A 16,383-nucleotide genomic window follows, 5' to 3' on the forward strand; every position below is an offset into this window, starting at 1 on the left:
ATATCGATATTTTTATTAATTACTTTATTGATATAGTTTTACTGTATATCCCTATTATTTAAAAATATATAGGATAGGTTACCATTCGGCTACAGCACCATCTTCATAACGCCAAATTGGATTACGCCAATCAGGTGCATTCTTACTGCGCTCAATGACCAGCTCTTCATTAATTTCAACGCCCAGTCCTGGTTTATTTAACGGATAGAAATAACCATCGGTCATGGTAAAATCTTCTTTATTAATGACATAATCCAATAATTCAGCCCCCTTATTATAATGGATCCCCATACTCTGCTCTTGGAATACCGCATTACGCGCCACAAAATCCAGATGTAGGCAAGAAGCCAGTGCGATCGGCCCTAATGGGCAATGCGGTGCCAGCGAAATATCGTAAGACTCCGCCATCGCCGCTATTTTGAAGCATTCCGTGATTCCACCCGCGTGCGACAAATCCGGCTGGATGATGGCTAAACCACCGTCGGCTAATACGCGTTTGAAGTCAAAGCGCGAAAACATGCGTTCACCGGCAGCAATGGGAATATGCGTTTGTGCGGCCAGACGAGGATAATATTCGGCCTGCTCGGCCAGTACCGGTTCTTCAATAAATAGCGGGCGGTAAGGTTCAAGCTCTTTGATCAGGATCTTCGCCATAGGTGCATTGACGCGGCCATGGAAGTCGAGCCCAAACTCAATGCTGTTACCGAATGCTTCACGTATTTGCGCCACGACAGCAACGGCGTCGTCAACTTTACGTGAGTTGTCTATCAAGCCCATCTCTTCGCAACCATTGAGTTTAAAGGTATCAAAACCAATGCCTTTCAACTTTTTAATACCTTCAATCACATCCGCTGGGCGGTCGCCGCCAACCCAACTGTAGGCTTTAATTTTATCGCGAACCAGGCCACCGAGCAGTTGATAGACAGGAACGCCCAGGGCTTTGCCCTTAATGTCCCACAGTGCCTGATCGATGCCGGAAATCGCGCTCATCAGAATCGGGCCACCGCGATAAAATCCACCGCGATAAAGCGTCTGCCAAATGTCATTGATTCGCGCCGGATCCTGCCCGATCACATATTCAGACAGCTCATGCACAGCGGCCTCAACACTGCGGGCACGGCCTTCAACAACCGGCTCTCCCCAACCGACAATACCTTCATCCGTTTCTATCTTCAGGAATATCCAGCGCGGCGGCAGCCGGTATGTGGTTAGTTTAGTCACTTTCATCGGGTCGATTCCTTATAGGCTTTAACAAAGGCTTTGGCTTGCTGTATCGTACGTTCAACCGACTGCCCGGCGCGGTAGAGATCACTGCCCAAGCCTGCACCGACACAACCGGCATTAAGATAGATATGTAAATTTTCAGGAGTGATACCCCCCACCGCAAAAACCGGAACTTCTGGCGGTAACACAGCTTTCAACGCTTTGATGTAATCCGGCCCAAATGAGTTGGAAGGAAAGATTTTCAGCGCCTGAGCGCCCGCATCCAGCGCATTGAAGGCTTCCGTCGCGGTCGCACAGCCAGGGCAAACGGTCATGCCATACCCAACCGCTCGGCGAATCACTTCCGGCTGAATATTGGGGGTGACCACCAGACGGCTGCCCATCGCATGCAGTTCATCAACTTGCGCAGGTTGCAAAACTGTACCAGCACCAATCAGCGCGCGATGCCCAAACTCTTTCACCGTGTCACTGATGCTGCGCTGCCAGTCAGGAGAGTTGAGTGGGATCTCCACTGCATCAAAACCAGCCTCCAACAATGCTGCCACATGCGCCTGAACATCTTGTGGCGTGATGCCGCGCAAAATAGCGATCAATGGAAGATCAGTAGTCCAACTCATTGATAATACTCCTCATACCAGTCTGGAAAGCGCGGTTGCCTTCCAGCGTTTGCCAGGTTAGTCCGGCAAACTTCAATGCTTGCTGATAACGCACGGTCAATTTCGGACTACCAATTAAGGTTATTGGCTTATCGCCAGTGGCGCAGTACTGCCGCTGCATTTGTGCCACTTCATTGCCGATCAACAGCCCTGATAACCATTCACTGACAGCGCTTTTATCTAATTGCCCCAATACATGCGCCGCACGGGTCTCAAAAAGACTGCGAATAATGTTGGTTTCTTTGAAACCACTCTCCAGCCCTTGCTGGAATACCGCCGGATTTGCCTGTTGCTCAGTAAGCCCGATACCAATAAGCGAATGGTGCATCAGCAAATGGTGGAGTTCGCCCGTCATGACGGTGCGGAAATCAACAATCTCGCTGCCATCCATCTGTACCCATTTACTGTGCGTACCCGGCATCAAATACAGTGAAGCTGGACATTCTGTATAAGCACCGATTAACTGTGTTTCTTCACCGCGAATGACATTGCAATTACCTTCGTTGACCACACTCAGACCTGGAATAATCCACGCGTTGAACGGTGTGGCCTGCTCAACCCGCGTTAACTGTTTGGACAAATCAGTCAGCCGCGTCGGGCAAGGCAGATACGGCACCGTCATCCATCCTGCGTTGCTGCCAACCATTCCTGCCATCAGAACCGGTACCTGATGAGCTTGCCATGGCAAAAGTGTGTCGCGGAAAACCTGTTCGGGTGTGCGACCATTGAGCCGGGTAACACCCGCTTCTGACTCCAGGTAATTGGTACATTCACCGTTCAGGTAGAGCCAGGCGCGCAAGTTGGTCGAGCCCCAGTCAATGGCGATATAACTTTCTCTCATGTAATATCCTTCAGCCTTTTGGTCGAGCTGGCGATCATCGTCAATGCCGCCTGTTCTGCTGCATCTGCGTTCTGATGCCGTATCGCATCGTACAGATCCTGATGCTCCTGCAATGTGCGCGGCATATTGGCTTTATCGGCCATATAGGTCCGTTCAAATACGGCACGCTGCAAGGAACTTATCGCCACACTTAGTTGTTGCAGCACCGGGTTATGCACCGATGCCAGTACCGCTTCGTGAAAACGGATGTCAGCCTCATTGAACGCGTCACGATTTTGGTGATAGGCGATCATATCGTTAAGCGCCTTTTCAATAACCGCCAATTCGCTGGAGGTCGCCCTTTCCGCAGCCCAACGGGCAACGACCGGTTCAACCAGATTACGCACCTCGCTCATCGCCGAGATCAGCCGGGGATCGTAATCATTCGCCAATGACCACTGCAAAACATCCGTATCCAGATAATTCCACTGATTGCGTAAAGCCACAAAGGCACCGCGATAACGTTTTATCTCCACCAACCGCTTCGACATCAACGAGCGCAGCACTTCACGAATGATGTTCCGTGACGTCTGGAACTCCTCACACAGCTCGGTTTCCGCTGGCAATGCAGACCCAGGGGCATATTTACCACTAACGATTTGCTGCCCTATCTCGAGAATAATGCGATCGGTTTTACTCAACTCTTGGCTACTCATAAGTGCTCCACGAAAGACAAAAAGGAAAAGTTGCCAAGTATTTTAACTGTATCGAGCCTTTGCGTCGCAAGATCACCGCACAATTTACAACTATTGTTCTTAACCTTCGACTGGATTGTAGTACCAAATATAAACATCGTACTGCAATGCGGATCACAAAACGGTCAATACCTTGCAATTTTGCTGAAAAGTTGGGATTTGCGCGAAGAACGTTTAAAGGTTTTGACACACATTGATGAGCAAAAAAGAAATTCATCGAAGTGATATATGTGGGGGCTAAGGGGACAAAGCCATGCGTAGGGAGGCGTTACATCTCTTGAGAGTTAACTGACAAACATCACAAAAATCCACGCAGTTGCGTGGATTTTTGTTTTTACCATGTTTCAATTTATCTCGTAGAAGCGCAGCAGAAATGTTTAGCTATCTGTCGTCTCAACGCAATGCTTGAAGAATATCGTATGCTGCTTGTACGCGGACTGGATTAGGGTAATTCTTGTTCGCTAACATCACTATGCCAACTTTCTCCTCTGGGATGAATACAATATAAGCGCCAAAGCCATTGGTTGCACCGGTCTTATGAACCCAGGACGCTCGCACAGCAGGTTGCGCAGGTACCAATGCCTCAACCTTACGTGGTTTTAACGCAATATCATTGCCACTATCGGCAATCACCCTCTGTGGATTGATAGGCCAGTTATACATTTCCCATCCCAAGCCCTGGAACATATCCCCCGCTTGGAAATAACGTGATTGAGATGCGATGATCGCTGCTTTTAGCTTATCGTTACCGGCAGGTAAGCTTTCTGGGTCCATATTGGCCTGCATAAATCTCACCATATCTTGCGAGGTGGATTTCACTCCATAGGCTTCCTCACCCAACATGCCCAAGGTAACGCGCACTGGCTGACCATCTTTATATCCCCACGCATAATTTGACTGCATGGATTCGGGGATGGTGATAAAGGTATGATCCAGTTTTAAAGGCTGGAACACATATTCCTTTATATAGTTTTCAAATGTTAACTGACTTCTTTTCACCGCCAGCGCACCAAATAGTCCAATGCTAGCATTAGAATAATTGCGCATCACTCCAGGTGCACACTGTGGCTGCCATTGTTGATAATATTGCCACAATGATTTTTGGTCGGTCACCGAATCGGGGAGTTGCAGAGGAAGTCCACCCGCAGTGTACGTCGCCAGATGCAACATTTTCACATCTTTCCACTGGCTGCCCGTTAGCTCAGGAGCATACTCCGTCACGGGATCATTAAGGTTCATAATACCGGTTTGCATGGCATATTCTCCGGCGACGCCGGTAAAGGTCTTACTCACTGAACCGAGTTCAAACAGTGTATTTTCGGTTACCGGACGACCTGTTTTTATATCCGCCATACCATAGTTAAAGAATTGCGGCTTTCCGTCATAAAATATTGCGACGGCCATACCGGGAATACCTTGTTTTTCGAGTAACGGCGTAAGAGTTTTATTGACGATAGTCGCAACCTGCTGCTCCGTAAGTTTGGTTTGTGCCAAACTATAAAGTGGGAAAGTTGCGATGGCGGTAAAGATCAAGGTATTGATTATAGACTTTTTCATCATTAGTAAATCTTCCATAGACTGATAAATGGCATGCAGTGTGGCTCCTTTTGCGTGAAGGATTCTGCAATGATTGACTATGGATAACAATCGATTATATTTAGCACTTGATAATAGAAAATCTAACAAGTAAATCTATGGTTCGCAGCTATATTCCTTTAAATTCACTTCGCGCCTTCGAGGCTGCGGCCAGACAGTTAAGTTTTACTAAGGCTGCTATCGAATTAAATGTCACCCATGCAGCAATAAGTCAGCAGGTCAAAGCGCTGGAACAACGTCTCAACTGTCGCCTCTTTATTCGTATTTCACGCGGATTAGTGCTCACAACCGAAGGGGAGAATCTGCTCCCCATCCTGAACGATTCTTTTGATCGTATCGCGGATACGCTAGACCGTTTCTCCGCTGGAATAATGCGTGAAAAAGTCAGGGTGGGTGTTGTCGGGACCTTTGCAACCGGCTATTTATTGTCACGACTGAGGGATTTTCAACAACATTCCCCACATGTGGATATTCTACTCTCAACACATAACAATCGTGTCGATGTTGTGGCTGAAGGGCTGGATTATGCCATTCGTTACGGCAATGGAGCCTGGCATGGTACGGAGTCACAATTTTTATGTGATGCTCCACTTGCCCCACTGTGCGCCCCCTCACTAGCAAAAAATTTACGCCACCCTACTGACCTTCAAAAGTTTATGCTGCTCCGTTCTTATCGTCGCGATGAGTGGTCGGCTTGGTTTGCTGCTGCGGGAGGGTCTGTACCTTCACCTTCCCAGCAAATAATGATGTTCGACTCGTCAGTCAGTATGCTGGAAGCGGCGCAGGCGGAAATAGGTATCGCACTGGCTCCACCTGCCATGTTTATGCATCTATTGCGCAGTGAACGCATAATCCAACCTTTTAGCACGACAGTCAGTCTCGGGGGATATTGGTTAACTCGCCTACAGTCTCGTACTGAGACACCGGCTATGCGGGATTTTGCTCTGTGGTTATTATCTGAAATGAAGTCTGAGGGAGAATAGCGCTGTATCGACTGCTAATAACACTGTTTGAACGACAAAAATCCGCGAAGTGCCTATCAAGAAACGGTGGCCTATTGGAAAATACCAAAGGCCACCAGCAAGTAAATTAATCGGTAATGCTTTGCTTTTTCTCTCGAATGTCTTGTTCAATTCCATCACGAACATCTTGCGGAATTTTCAGGGCGTCGCCCAGCGCGGCAAGATAGCTACGCTCCATAAAATGGTCCACATCAATGACGGCGCAACTCAGGAAGTAGAGTTCCAACGCTTCCTCTTCATTTTGAATATCACGCGCCAGTAATTGGGGATCCAATGGCTGATCAATTGCCTGTTGCACCAGACGTTCACCCTGCTCACTTATACCAGCCTCGCGCATATTCTGCTCAATAATACCGCGTTCTTTCGCATCAATATGCCCATCACTTTTGGCCGCAAACACCAGTGCCATGACCAACCGCTGCACACGCTGATCTATCGGGGCAACTTGTTGACCATACTGTGGTTCATCCTGATGATTCTGACGAATTCTGTCTTTATATTTATTCCATAACACGGTTCCCAGTACCGCGCCACCGCCGGCTAATAACGCACTGCTGCCATATTTGCTCAGTAGTTTACGTGAGGATTTACTGCCAACAAGTAAGCCGGCAAGGCCACCCAATGCGCCAGGCACTAACATATTACTCAGGCCAGAAGCCCCGTCACCGTTCTTCTTCGTTGTCTGCCCGAGCATTGACTGTAATTGTTGCATCAAGTTATTCATAAGCTTCACCAATAAAATGGAGTAAACCACCTGAGAATAAAGCAACAAATGTCAAGATGTGTATGAGGATGTAAAAAAGCCTATCTCCCCATATTGAAAATGCTTTTAAAATGCCTCTCCAATTTGAAAAAGACAAATAAAACACTAAAAGCCCATGCTATTGCGTGGGCTTTTGTTGTTATCACCTCAGCAATAATGTCGTGGTGCGCAGTAAGAAATGAGAACATAAATAACAAACATCCGCTCACACTATATTACGCCCACTTTGAGGGTTACCCCTCCAATTAAGGAGGGGCTAGATTTACAGACCTTTTGATTTCAACAACTCAATCTGATTTACAAACAATTGAACTGGGTCAATGTCCTTGCTAACCATACCCGCGGTCTGATTAATCGCATCCACATGGTCTAACTGATAATCCGAACGGATAACTTTCCCCAAGTGCATACTGTAACGTCCGACCAGACCATCATTTTGATTACGTTCTTTGGTGAACAAGAGTGATAAGGCAACCAATGAATGGTGCAGCGGATCGAGGTTGTTCAATCCTTCAGTCAGTGGGTTATAACCCAGAACGCCCCCCCATGAATAATAGTAGACTCCATTATCAAACTCTTTCCCCTCACCTCCCCAGGTTTCAGGTAACCCCTGAGGATATTTGGTATTAAACTTAGCCACATTCTCGGTCGTCAGTGCATCAATAGACTCCATAAAATCCTGCGGCAGGAATGGCTTACCACTTAGCAGAGAAACAAATACACCAAATGCAGACATGATAGTATTAACAATATGTTCCGGAAGACTACCAGGCACCAGCGCTGAGCGAACTAAATCGGCAATTTCCGACCCATGGTTAACCCCATTAACCGAGGTCACAGACGCTATAAGTTCAGGATGCGTTGCAGCAACATAACGACATGCCAAAGGCCCCTGACTATGACCAATAAGGTTAACTTTTTTCGCCCCCGTTTTTGCCATGACTTCTTTGACAAATTTAAGTAATTGCTCGCCGCGTACTTCATTACTGTTGGTGGCGGAAATTGTGGCGATAAAGACTTGTGCGCCCGCTTTTTTTAGCGGTTCTTCGACACCATAAAAATAAGGGTAAACCCCTGCGATTTTGTCGAATCCAAGTAAGCCATGAACTAATACGACTGGATATTTCAAAGTTGAATTTGTAGACATAATAAATACCTTTTAGTTGTACAAAAAAACCGGGGAATTAATCCTCGGCATGGGTTATCACCATCGCGATATTTCGCGACGGTGTAGGACTAAGGTTTCTGTTTTCTTGTGAAATAAATTAGCCAGGCAAACACCTGTGATATATGCCAGCTATCTGATTGGTGATAATGCCAATTTGCTCCAGGGGATTAAATAACCCTGCCGATGGAGTCAGCGAGTCAGGATCTAAATTTCAATAGTCCGAAAACCATTCTTGCTGATTAGTTATTGCGGATATTTCGGCCATATCACATTGAAATTATGCTGCTTGACGGCGGTAATACGTCTACACAGCAAATTACACGGTTATAACAGCGATAAGGGCGGCACTTAATCTGTCAGGCATAATTCCCGCTCTACCTCGCGACGATTCTTTAACCCTTTCCACGACTGACCATCAGCATATATCCAGCGGCGTAACTCATCGCAAGCGCCTTTGATGTCGCCAGTATTGAGCTTTTTAAGCAGCGTAGATTGGATAAAAGCATGCTGCCCGACGTTATAGGTGAACGAGTACAGAGCCGCTTTCTGGTATTGGCTTAGTGGGATTTTCACAGCTGCATCAACAATGCGTTGTACCGGCGTCAGATCTTGTTGCAATAAAGCATCGCATTCCGCATCAGAATATTTTTTACTGGGGATGATATCTTTACCGGTGTGGCCATCGCATACAGTGAGGACATTGACGACATCGTAGTAAGCCACATACTTGCGGCCCTCTAATCCATCTTCACCACCTAGTAATACACCAGCAATAGCCAGTGCTCCGAAAGCAGAAACACCCATTAACTTACTGCGAAGAGTTGGAGACATTTTATTTCTTCCGTAATTGAAATTCTTTTCGCTTATAGTGCCAATTCACAATAAAGGTTCCCGTCGTGCAGACAATACCGACTACCATGGCCCATTCGTTTAGAGATAAGGCACCAATCGTTGTTGTTAACCCGCCGAACCACAAGGATATCGCGCTGGAATATTTATCCATCTTCATTGTCTCCCCCTGCCAGTTGGCCTGGGCATATATTTGCTGCTTTTGGAAAATAGCTCGCCGCCGTGCCCCATCCAGACGCAGAGATTATTTGAGGATAATTGATGCTGGCGATGAACTATAAAAAACCACACAAATAGCGAGGCCTAATAATTTAAATTATTATGTAAAAATACCGTCTCTTTCGGTGATAATAAGCCAACAACATAGACAAAAGGAAAATTGCTCGATGAATACCGGTTTTATTCTGCTCTGTATTTATGTAGTTGGCGTTATTATTTCTACTTTCATTATTTTCCCGCTGACACGTGACCAGAGCTTAGTAGTAAGGTGCTTGTCATCACTTTTAATTGGTATAACCTGGCCCTTAAGCCTGCCCGTTGCCCTGCTGCTCTCGATGTTCTAATTAATACGCGTTAGGAGCTGAGCCCAAAAGTATCGGGCCTCATCAATGCTTGGGGTAAAATGAAAAAACCCCGCCTGAGCGAGGTTTATTTGACTGTGTGAGTGCAACTGCACAACCAACTGTTATCAGACTAATGCACTTTTTGCGGCCGCACCAACACTTTTATCATAAAAAATTAATTTTGTATTTCGGCGTCCATCTCAAGGCGAATATCCATCATAGCAAGGCAACCATCAACAAAGCCCTCAGCCATTTGTAGATTTATTCTTATTGCTCTTTCGTCTTTCTTTTGTTGCCTTGCAATAGCACGTTTGGATTGATTATAGACATAATGCCGAATGACCAATTCCCACTCATCATACCGATGACGTTTTAAACGAGAAACACATCCATCAACGGCTAATCCATCATCATCACAACATGAAGGTCGTGATGAGGTGGTGTATGGGAGTAAACCTTTAAACCCTGCGGCAATAGAGGAATAGTCAATACCTGAATTATCTTTAGCCCATACACCCCAGCGCTCAAGAACAAGTTGAATATTACGCCTTGGTTTTTTCTGCCCTGAAGGCAAGTTTTTCGATATTCGCATCATAACTCTTCTTCCTTCCGTGAAATATACTGTGTGTGCATAACGCCCCGTCCTAATTAGGGTCGATGGTGGCGCTATTAATTAAATGGGGGAGTTTATGGAAAATATGGCATTTCCAGGCCCCTGCCCATTTGGAGGTTTAATTGCACAGCGCGGCAATACATCACAGTATTTGAGGCAAGTTATAGGGGCTGCGTGCTTATCTGCCCACAAGCCGCTATGACGAATATATTTTGTTAAATAGTTGACGTAGCTGCATCTCAACTTGATTTTATAATGCAGATACTCCCTGACTTCGAGCATGGCCGGTGTCAGTATGTTATTGTCAGATTTGATAAATGATAGTTGTGTCATCTTGCCCCCTTGAGTGATGACACAACAACTGCTTAGGTTGTCAGTTGTTCAGGCCGACAGAGCTATTATTCCGTTAAACATCGGGCATTGAAATTGTATACCCGGCTATTTCTGCCAATTCGATTAATACCGGTAAGGTCGCGACAAACTGATTATCTCTTAAGTGTTCCACACTCACTATCTCACCATGTTCGCAACGGAGTAAAACTGTACCATCCGAAGGCAGAAGCTTAATCAAGTTTTCTATAGGAATCATTAGGTAACATCCTTATATTATTAACCCCCTACAGGGGACCCGATTAAACTCGATTTCCCTTCTAACTAAATTAATTAAAACCACATATTAGAAATAGCTGACATAACCCCATGAAAGAGGAAATATCAGCTGCTCTCATTTTATTAAGTGTCTTTTTCCCAAGGGCATAGCTCGGTTAACGCGGTTTCCAGCGTGGAGATATCGTCAGAGCTGAGCAATGGGATCAGCTTTTCAATTTCATCATCTGGTCGTTTATAAATCCGTAGATTTACGATCCTCGTAATGACATCTTCAGAGAAACGGTATTTTATGACCCGAGCCGGGTTGCCACCGACGACGGCATACGCAGGAATATCTTTTGTGACAATACTCCCCGCAGCAATAACAGCGCCCTCTCCGACCGTAATACCAGGCATAACCATACAGCGCATTCCAAGCCAGCAGCCATCATTCAGTACGGTATTTCCTCTGGGCTGATAAGATTTTTTCACCATACTCATAAAGGGATAAAGGCTAATAAAATCAATGGAGTGATTATGATTCCCGCCCATTAATATTACAGCTTCCGCACCAATACAGACATAATCACCAATAATAAGTTGGTCAATATGCCCAAGCGGCTCCCATTGCTGGCTAACGTTGTCGCCGTGGAGATAACGAACAACCGAGAGTTCAAACCCATCATCCCAACAGTCACTGTAGTAACTATGTTGGCCTCTGATCAAAATATTCGGGTTCTTGACGGAAAGATGCAGATACTCGACTTGTGACCAGTGTTTATTTTTCATGACTTTTTCCTTTTCGATAAAAGAAAGCCACGGAACGTGTTGATTTCGTGGCAGTGATTATACGTTCAGATAACCACTGCTTTTAGCTATTCGAGGATGGAACATCAGCGGACAACGGAAATAATTTATATTCATAAAAACCACCTTTTAGCTTATTTTAAGTAGATTTTCTCATATGTTCAATTGTGATTTTTTATAACTAACCTTTTAACACTAGAGTTGCCTACCGCTACGTAATGGGTATTTTTGATCCCAGCCCAGTTTGGGCTGAAGATGGGCATTTTTGTCTGGGTAGCTTCAACCTCCACGTTAAACAGCAACCAGATTAAATCATAGGGTTATATCAAAGTACAACTAAAGAGTTATTTATATAATTAAACCTTTGGTTTATAATCTTGATATGAAAGAAGAAAAAAGCTCACTGGAACCGCCTATTGCGGCTCGACTTTATCACTTAATGAATAAAACCGGCGTGAATAAGTCGGGGCTTGCTCGTATCTGCGGAATAACTCCTCAAGCCGCTGGCCGCTGGTTCACGAAAGGAAAGATAAGCAAAGATTCGGCATTAAAATTATCTGAAGCCTTTGGTGTTTCCCTTTCCTGGTTGCTAAGTGATGAAACGGATAACCCAGAGCTCCCCACCGTCTCAGAAGTCGTTTTAAGTGAAAGACAAAGGGAATTGCTGAATTTGTTTGACCGACTACCTGAAAGTGATAAAGACAATTATATTGAAGCACTTAGGACCAAAGTTGAGAACTACGACAAGTTATTCAATGAGCTATTGAAATCCAGAAATATCAAAGAATTATCCTTAAAGTAGAAACAATAGACAAAATAAATCACCAATGAAACCAGCTCTTGCTGGTTTTTTCGTCTAAATTTCAAAATATTAACCCTATGATTGATAATGAAGTAAAACTAATGATTGATATCAATATAACCCTATGATTTAATCCACTCATCAACGGCACAGCAGCCGCTTAGGTGAGCAAGTTCTGACAATCTGAAAGCAGATAAATCGTGAGTAAAGCATAATTTTTGGAATAAGAATGGAATATAAAAAGATAGACTAAATAACAACTCCATCAATATAATCAACCCACTCATACACCAATTTATATAAGGAGGATTGCCATGTTGACCCGTGAAATGTTTTTAGTTTCGCTCGTCCTTAGCGATCGTCATTGCTCAAGCATTACTGGTATCGTGCTGCGATAACCTGCTTGAGCGAAGCTAACTAAACAATCTGAGAACTTCCCTCCGGCTTACCGGTTATCGTCAGTAATTTTTGACGATAGGCATTTTTATGCCTGAAATCTGGATAAGCATCATGAGTACATTACTTTCTGCGCAATCTGTCAGCTACGACAACACCTTCGGTCCGTTACTGGCTGAGATTTCTTTTAGCCTGAAAAAAGGCGACCGCATCGGCCTGATTGGGCATAACGGCTGTGGCAAAAGTACCCTTCTGAATATCCTCAGCGGTGCACTATCTATGACCTCTGGCACCATCACAACAGCAAATCAATGCTTGATGGCCACGGTAGAACAGCATCTGCCCTGCGCATTAAACGAAGCTACGTTGATAGATGCGGTGCTCAATCATCTGCCGGGCAGCCTGCACCAACCGGAACGCTGGCAAGCCGAAGTCCTACTCGCCACACTGGGTTTTGAGGAAAACGTATGGTCACTGACTGCCGCAACTCTGAGCGGCGGGCAACATACGCGCCTGCTGCTAGCGCGAGCTTTGATCCGCCAGCCGGATTTACTGCTGCTGGATGAGCCCAGTAACCACCTGGATTTACCAACTCTGCTATGGCTTGAACAGTTTCTACAAAATTGGGGAGGCAGCTTTGTACTGGTATCGCACGACCGCAGCCTGCTCGACCGCGTGACCAACTGCACCTGGATCTTGCGCGATAAAACCCTGCAATTTATTCGTCTACCCTGCTCACAAGCCAGGCTGGCGTTAGAAGAAAAGGATAGCGCCGATGCTCATCGCCATCATGCAGAACAAAAGGAGATCGACCGAGTAGCGAAAAGTGCCAAACGGTTGGCTATCTGGGGCAGCGTGTATGACAACGAAAAGCTGGCTCGTAAAGCCAAGCAGATGGAGAAACAAGTTGATCGAATGAAGGAAGATCAAACTCTATTAACGGCCGGCAATCAATGGCAATTGCGGCTCAATGGTGAAGCATTGCCTGCTGATCGTGTGCTGGCACTATCTGATTTGCAGGTGCGTCCTGCGCCGGATGCACCTGTTTTATTCGAACTGGATGAAGTTAGAGTAAAAAGTGGCGATCGCATCGCGCTAGTTGGCCGCAATGGCTGCGGTAAGTCATCGTTATTACATAGCTTATGGCAGGAATTTAACCAGCCAGAAACCTCCGATGCGGGTATAGTTTTTCATCCAAAAGTCCGTATGGGATATTACGATCAAAGCCTACATCAATTACACGATGACGATTCAATCAGCGACGCGCTGACGTCTTTTGCACCATTGACGGAAGACCAGCGAAAAATGGCGCTGATTGGTGCGGGCTTCCCTTACCTGCGGCATCAACAAAAGGTAAGTACCCTAAGCGGTGGTGAACGTTCACGGCTGCTGTTTATCGGCTTAACACTGGCAAACTATTCGTTACTGCTACTGGATGAGCCGACCAACCACCTCGATATAGAAGGTAAAGAGGAACTGGCGGAAACACTAAAAACGTTCAAAGGTGCAGTATTATTGGTGTCACATGACCGCATGCTAATTGAGCAAAGTTGTAATCGCTTCTGGTTGATCCACCAACAACGGCTCGAAGAGTGGCACGACCTGGCTCCGGTTTACAACATTCTGGCCGATAAACCAGTAATAGCGCCGAGTTCAAGTTCAGCCATTGCTACAGCTGCTATTACCACCCTCATGAAAAGTGAGGAAGATTATTTGCTGACAGCCTTGCTGGATCTGGAGGCCAAACTGGCCGAGGATTTGGCGCGGAAACCTAAACACCAAAAAATCACATTACAACGTGAGTGGCAGCAACAAATCGACGAGCTTAATAGTCTGCTAGGTTTAAGAGAGTGAGGACTAACGGATTCAAAAGTTTTTAACTCAAATATCCGCTGGGTGTATGACCAATAAGCCTCATCAGTTTCTGATGGGGCTTATTCCATGCTTTCAGGTTGCTGGCTCCCACAAAAATCAGTACCAGTAAACATAAATCGCCAACTAGACAGTATAACTCTCGCCATAATTTCAAACTATTTTCAGAGCCTCGCTCGCTATAATCCTAGGGTATTACCTGTGACAACATTCACCGTTATCTATCTGGATTCCCATAGAAATGAGTGGGTAAAAATTTCGCCGGTTGAACCTGGCTAAAATAATCAATGTAGAAACCATGGCCGGACATCGATTATTTATTTTTTTATCAGAGATAAGAAAAATATTTACTCCACGAAAAGGCTAAATACAGAGCTTTCTTGTAGAAAATCTATTGAGCAATAGATATACAGTGGTACTGCTTTAGTTAACACCATAAGGAAATGGATATGAGTCTTAGCTTGCCTGGCAATGATTTGTATTACCTGCCACGTGATAATCTTCCCCCCGAAGAGTATGAGCGCATAATAAGCGCGTACGCTGCATGGTCACGTATCTGCCGTGAATATCAATTGGATGACCGCAATAATAATGGTCATTACATTATTAATATGCGTGAAAACAGGGCAGCCTCGCATTCGAGGCCATCTCGTGAGGCTCGGGAAAAAGACAAACTGAAAAAATGGTATTTTCCGGCGATATTGTCATGCTTAGCGACATTCATGGCCCTGCCAAGCTATTTTATATTGGTGAAAACGGTAAGCTTATTTGCACCGATCCACTTAGTTTTCATTTTGATGGTGCGAAAAAGATTATCGCTGAATTTAATAGCTCGGTGAGTAGAAAGGATTATAGTCACTCTGAAGGAAAACCACGACCAACACAGGTTCAGCGTTTGGTACGTGCTTCTGTACCTGATTTGCCAGCACAGCAAGCCTTCCGTACTATTAACACCAAGGCTGCGGAGCGACTGCTGGCTGCCGGAGGCGTTTACAACGGAAATGTTGAAGGTTATACGAAAACAGCCCAAGATTTAGGCGGTTAAGCAAGCTAAAGCAAAAGTGTTAGCTGACGGTACTAGAGAAACGTTCCCTAATGGAAATATGGCGGATGCTCATGCCGAAATAGGTGCTCTTCAACAAGCACATGAAGCTGGGGTCTCGAAGGGAGCCGATATAAACATGGTTGTGAGCGGTAAAGATGTCTGTGGTTACTGTAGAGGCGATATTGCTGCAGCCGCAAATGCCGCTGAAGTAAACTCGCTCACTATACATGCTGTCGATAAATATGGTGACCCAGTAAAATACACATGGGAAACAGGAATGAGATCTATCAAGGTGGCTAAATGAATAAAGATATGGTGTTAGGCGGTTATTTCTTTAGCCCTTCTGGTGATAGGGAACAGTTAAAACCTTTAAAGAACCCTTCTGAGGATGACTTACTCCAAGTCCTTGAACTTTTCCGTGATAACGTTGGTGTGTTGGGTATGAAAAATAACGCTTGTGACGATATCGATCCTGAAGAGTTATCTTTATACACTGAATCTGGACGCTATATGTTGTTGCTAGGTGAAAATGATTGTGATGGTGAATATAACGTCAGGACGTTGCACAACCTAAACTCACCAGGTGGCTTGCAGCTTATGCACGGTGAACCTTATGGAGCATCAACTATAGTTGATGATTTTGATCCGGTGATCACTGCTTTTCGAGAGTATCTAGCTACTGGTAATGTATCGACAGACCTCCTTTATTAATATTGCTTAAGTCATCAAAATGGCGATCCAACCCAGCACCATTGCTAGGTTTTTGTGCTTGATCCCGACATCGTAATTACTCCAATAACGCGTCAAAACTCATGCTTTATTAACGCGTCAAGGATATCCGAAT

At 45.3% G+C, this 16,383-nt stretch carries 17 protein-coding genes and 1 pseudogene; 7 read left to right on the plus strand and 11 right to left on the minus strand.

What is annotated here, in order from left to right; genetic code table 11:
• Positions 1-78: 78 nt before the first annotated feature.
• From dgoD to ampC, 5 genes are all read right to left on the minus strand, one after another.
• On the minus strand, positions 79-1,227 hold the full coding sequence (gene dgoD / locus QSV56_RS05880; protein WP_019079663.1) for a galactonate dehydratase: 1,149 nt from the start codon (positions 1,225-1,227) through the stop codon (positions 79-81).
• Complete coding sequence (locus QSV56_RS05885; protein WP_019083267.1) at positions 1,224-1,841, minus strand: 2-dehydro-3-deoxy-6-phosphogalactonate aldolase; 618 nt, start codon at positions 1,839-1,841, stop codon at positions 1,224-1,226. Before QSV56_RS05885 ends, dgoD begins: the two co-directional genes overlap by 4 nt.
• On the minus strand, positions 1,825-2,721 hold the full coding sequence (locus tag QSV56_RS05890) for a 2-dehydro-3-deoxygalactonokinase (protein WP_019079665.1): 897 nt from the start codon (positions 2,719-2,721) through the stop codon (positions 1,825-1,827). The genes QSV56_RS05885 and QSV56_RS05890 overlap by 17 nt, the downstream gene beginning before the upstream one ends.
• Entirely contained in the window at positions 2,718-3,416 is a 699-nt protein-coding gene (gene dgoR / locus QSV56_RS05895) for a D-galactonate utilization transcriptional regulator DgoR (protein WP_019079666.1), read from the minus strand. Before dgoR ends, QSV56_RS05890 begins: the two co-directional genes overlap by 4 nt.
• 432 nt (positions 3,417-3,848) lie before the next feature.
• A complete protein-coding gene (gene ampC / locus QSV56_RS05900) occupies positions 3,849-5,015 on the minus strand; it encodes a class C beta-lactamase (protein ID WP_050130984.1) in 1,167 nt (388 codons plus the stop codon).
• Between the two features lie 134 nt (positions 5,016-5,149).
• Here ampC and ampR point away from each other — a divergent pair, with 134 nt between their 5' ends.
• On the plus strand, positions 5,150-6,034 hold the full coding sequence (gene ampR / locus QSV56_RS05905; protein WP_019083269.1) for a LysR family transcriptional regulator AmpR: 885 nt from the start codon (positions 5,150-5,152) through the stop codon (positions 6,032-6,034).
• A gap of 106 nt (positions 6,035-6,140) precedes the next feature.
• On the opposite strand, the gene QSV56_RS05910 is transcribed toward ampR, so the two are convergent.
• From QSV56_RS05910 to QSV56_RS05925, 4 genes are all read right to left on the minus strand, one after another.
• Positions 6,141-6,797, minus strand: coding sequence for a tellurite resistance TerB family protein (locus QSV56_RS05910; protein WP_019079669.1), 657 nt, complete (start codon positions 6,795-6,797; stop codon positions 6,141-6,143).
• A gap of 301 nt (positions 6,798-7,098) precedes the next feature.
• The gene (locus tag QSV56_RS05915; protein WP_046050800.1) at positions 7,099-7,983 is read right to left on the minus strand and encodes a triacylglycerol lipase; all 885 of its coding nucleotides are present in this window, start codon (positions 7,981-7,983) and stop codon (positions 7,099-7,101) included.
• Positions 7,984-8,352: 369 nt separating this feature from the next.
• Entirely contained in the window at positions 8,353-8,835 is a 483-nt protein-coding gene (locus tag QSV56_RS05920; protein ID WP_019079671.1) for a lysozyme, read from the minus strand.
• Position 8,836: 1 nt separating this feature from the next.
• Positions 8,837-9,013 carry a phage holin family protein gene (locus tag QSV56_RS05925; protein WP_005161370.1) on the minus strand — a complete coding sequence of 59 codons (177 nt, stop codon included), beginning with the start codon at positions 9,011-9,013 and terminating at the stop codon, positions 8,837-8,839.
• A 226-nt stretch (positions 9,014-9,239) separates the two neighbouring features.
• Between QSV56_RS05925 and QSV56_RS05930 the strand changes: the two genes are divergently transcribed.
• On the plus strand, positions 9,240-9,416 hold the full coding sequence (locus QSV56_RS05930; protein ID WP_005170265.1) for a GhoT/OrtT family toxin: 177 nt from the start codon (positions 9,240-9,242) through the stop codon (positions 9,414-9,416).
• 175 nt (positions 9,417-9,591) lie between these two features.
• On the opposite strand, the gene QSV56_RS05935 is transcribed toward QSV56_RS05930, so the two are convergent.
• On the minus strand, positions 9,592-10,011 hold the full coding sequence (locus QSV56_RS05935; RefSeq protein ID WP_019083270.1) for an antiterminator Q family protein: 420 nt from the start codon (positions 10,009-10,011) through the stop codon (positions 9,592-9,594).
• A 750-nt stretch (positions 10,012-10,761) separates the two neighbouring features.
• The gene (locus QSV56_RS05940) at positions 10,762-11,406 is read right to left on the minus strand and encodes a CatB-related O-acetyltransferase (protein ID WP_046050798.1); all 645 of its coding nucleotides are present in this window, start codon (positions 11,404-11,406) and stop codon (positions 10,762-10,764) included.
• Between the two features lie 400 nt (positions 11,407-11,806).
• Here QSV56_RS05940 and QSV56_RS05945 point away from each other — a divergent pair, with 400 nt between their 5' ends.
• From QSV56_RS05945 to QSV56_RS05965, 5 genes and pseudogenes are all read left to right on the plus strand, one after another.
• On the plus strand, positions 11,807-12,226 hold the full coding sequence (locus QSV56_RS05945) for a helix-turn-helix domain-containing protein (protein ID WP_026018244.1): 420 nt from the start codon (positions 11,807-11,809) through the stop codon (positions 12,224-12,226).
• A gap of 510 nt (positions 12,227-12,736) precedes the next feature.
• The gene (locus QSV56_RS05950) at positions 12,737-14,476 is read left to right on the plus strand and encodes an ABC-F family ATP-binding cassette domain-containing protein (RefSeq protein WP_050321650.1); all 1,740 of its coding nucleotides are present in this window, start codon (positions 12,737-12,739) and stop codon (positions 14,474-14,476) included.
• A 467-nt stretch (positions 14,477-14,943) separates the two neighbouring features.
• A pseudogene (locus QSV56_RS21925) lies at positions 14,944-15,533 on the plus strand (hypothetical protein); the annotation flags it as partial.
• A gap of 64 nt (positions 15,534-15,597) precedes the next feature.
• Positions 15,598-15,843 carry a hypothetical protein gene (locus tag QSV56_RS05960; RefSeq protein ID WP_046050795.1) on the plus strand — a complete coding sequence of 82 codons (246 nt, stop codon included), beginning with the start codon at positions 15,598-15,600 and terminating at the stop codon, positions 15,841-15,843.
• Positions 15,840-16,250, plus strand: coding sequence for a hypothetical protein (locus QSV56_RS05965; RefSeq protein ID WP_050130756.1), 411 nt, complete (start codon positions 15,840-15,842; stop codon positions 16,248-16,250). Before QSV56_RS05960 ends, QSV56_RS05965 begins: the two co-directional genes overlap by 4 nt.
• The last annotated feature ends 133 nt before the right edge of the window (positions 16,251-16,383 follow it).

Origin of the sequence: Yersinia sp. 22-579, from assembly GCF_030433455.1 — a bacterium.
GTDB classification, from domain to species: domain Bacteria; phylum Pseudomonadota; class Gammaproteobacteria; order Enterobacterales; family Enterobacteriaceae; genus Yersinia; species Yersinia enterocolitica.

Excerpts from the sequence above, each read along its gene's own strand:
- QSV56_RS05915 (WP_046050800.1), bottom strand. The coding sequence starts at position 7,983 with ATGTCTACAAATTCAACTTTGAAATATCCAGTCGTATTAGTTCATGGC.
- ampC (WP_050130984.1), bottom strand. The coding sequence starts at position 5,015 with ATGATGAAAAAGTCTATAATCAATACCTTGATCTTTACCGCCATCGCA.
- QSV56_RS05960 (WP_046050795.1), top strand. The coding sequence starts at position 15,598 with ATGGCGGATGCTCATGCCGAAATAGGTGCTCTTCAACAAGCACATGAA.
- QSV56_RS05910 (WP_019079669.1), bottom strand. The coding sequence starts at position 6,797 with ATGAATAACTTGATGCAACAATTACAGTCAATGCTCGGGCAGACAACG.
- QSV56_RS05945 (WP_026018244.1), top strand. The coding sequence starts at position 11,807 with ATGAAAGAAGAAAAAAGCTCACTGGAACCGCCTATTGCGGCTCGACTT.
- QSV56_RS05965 (WP_050130756.1), top strand. The coding sequence starts at position 15,840 with ATGAATAAAGATATGGTGTTAGGCGGTTATTTCTTTAGCCCTTCTGGT.
- QSV56_RS05920 (WP_019079671.1), bottom strand. The coding sequence starts at position 8,835 with ATGTCTCCAACTCTTCGCAGTAAGTTAATGGGTGTTTCTGCTTTCGGA.
- QSV56_RS05925 (WP_005161370.1), bottom strand. The coding sequence starts at position 9,013 with ATGAAGATGGATAAATATTCCAGCGCGATATCCTTGTGGTTCGGCGGG.
- QSV56_RS05950 (WP_050321650.1), top strand. The coding sequence starts at position 12,737 with ATGAGTACATTACTTTCTGCGCAATCTGTCAGCTACGACAACACCTTC.
- dgoD (WP_019079663.1), bottom strand. The coding sequence starts at position 1,227 with ATGAAAGTGACTAAACTAACCACATACCGGCTGCCGCCGCGCTGGATA.
- QSV56_RS05885 (WP_019083267.1), bottom strand. The coding sequence starts at position 1,841 with ATGAGTTGGACTACTGATCTTCCATTGATCGCTATTTTGCGCGGCATC.
- QSV56_RS05890 (WP_019079665.1), bottom strand. The coding sequence starts at position 2,721 with ATGAGAGAAAGTTATATCGCCATTGACTGGGGCTCGACCAACTTGCGC.
- QSV56_RS05930 (WP_005170265.1), top strand. The coding sequence starts at position 9,240 with ATGAATACCGGTTTTATTCTGCTCTGTATTTATGTAGTTGGCGTTATT.
- ampR (WP_019083269.1), top strand. The coding sequence starts at position 5,150 with ATGGTTCGCAGCTATATTCCTTTAAATTCACTTCGCGCCTTCGAGGCT.
- QSV56_RS05935 (WP_019083270.1), bottom strand. The coding sequence starts at position 10,011 with ATGATGCGAATATCGAAAAACTTGCCTTCAGGGCAGAAAAAACCAAGG.
- dgoR (WP_019079666.1), bottom strand. The coding sequence starts at position 3,416 with ATGAGTAGCCAAGAGTTGAGTAAAACCGATCGCATTATTCTCGAGATA.
- QSV56_RS05940 (WP_046050798.1), bottom strand. The coding sequence starts at position 11,406 with ATGAAAAATAAACACTGGTCACAAGTCGAGTATCTGCATCTTTCCGTC.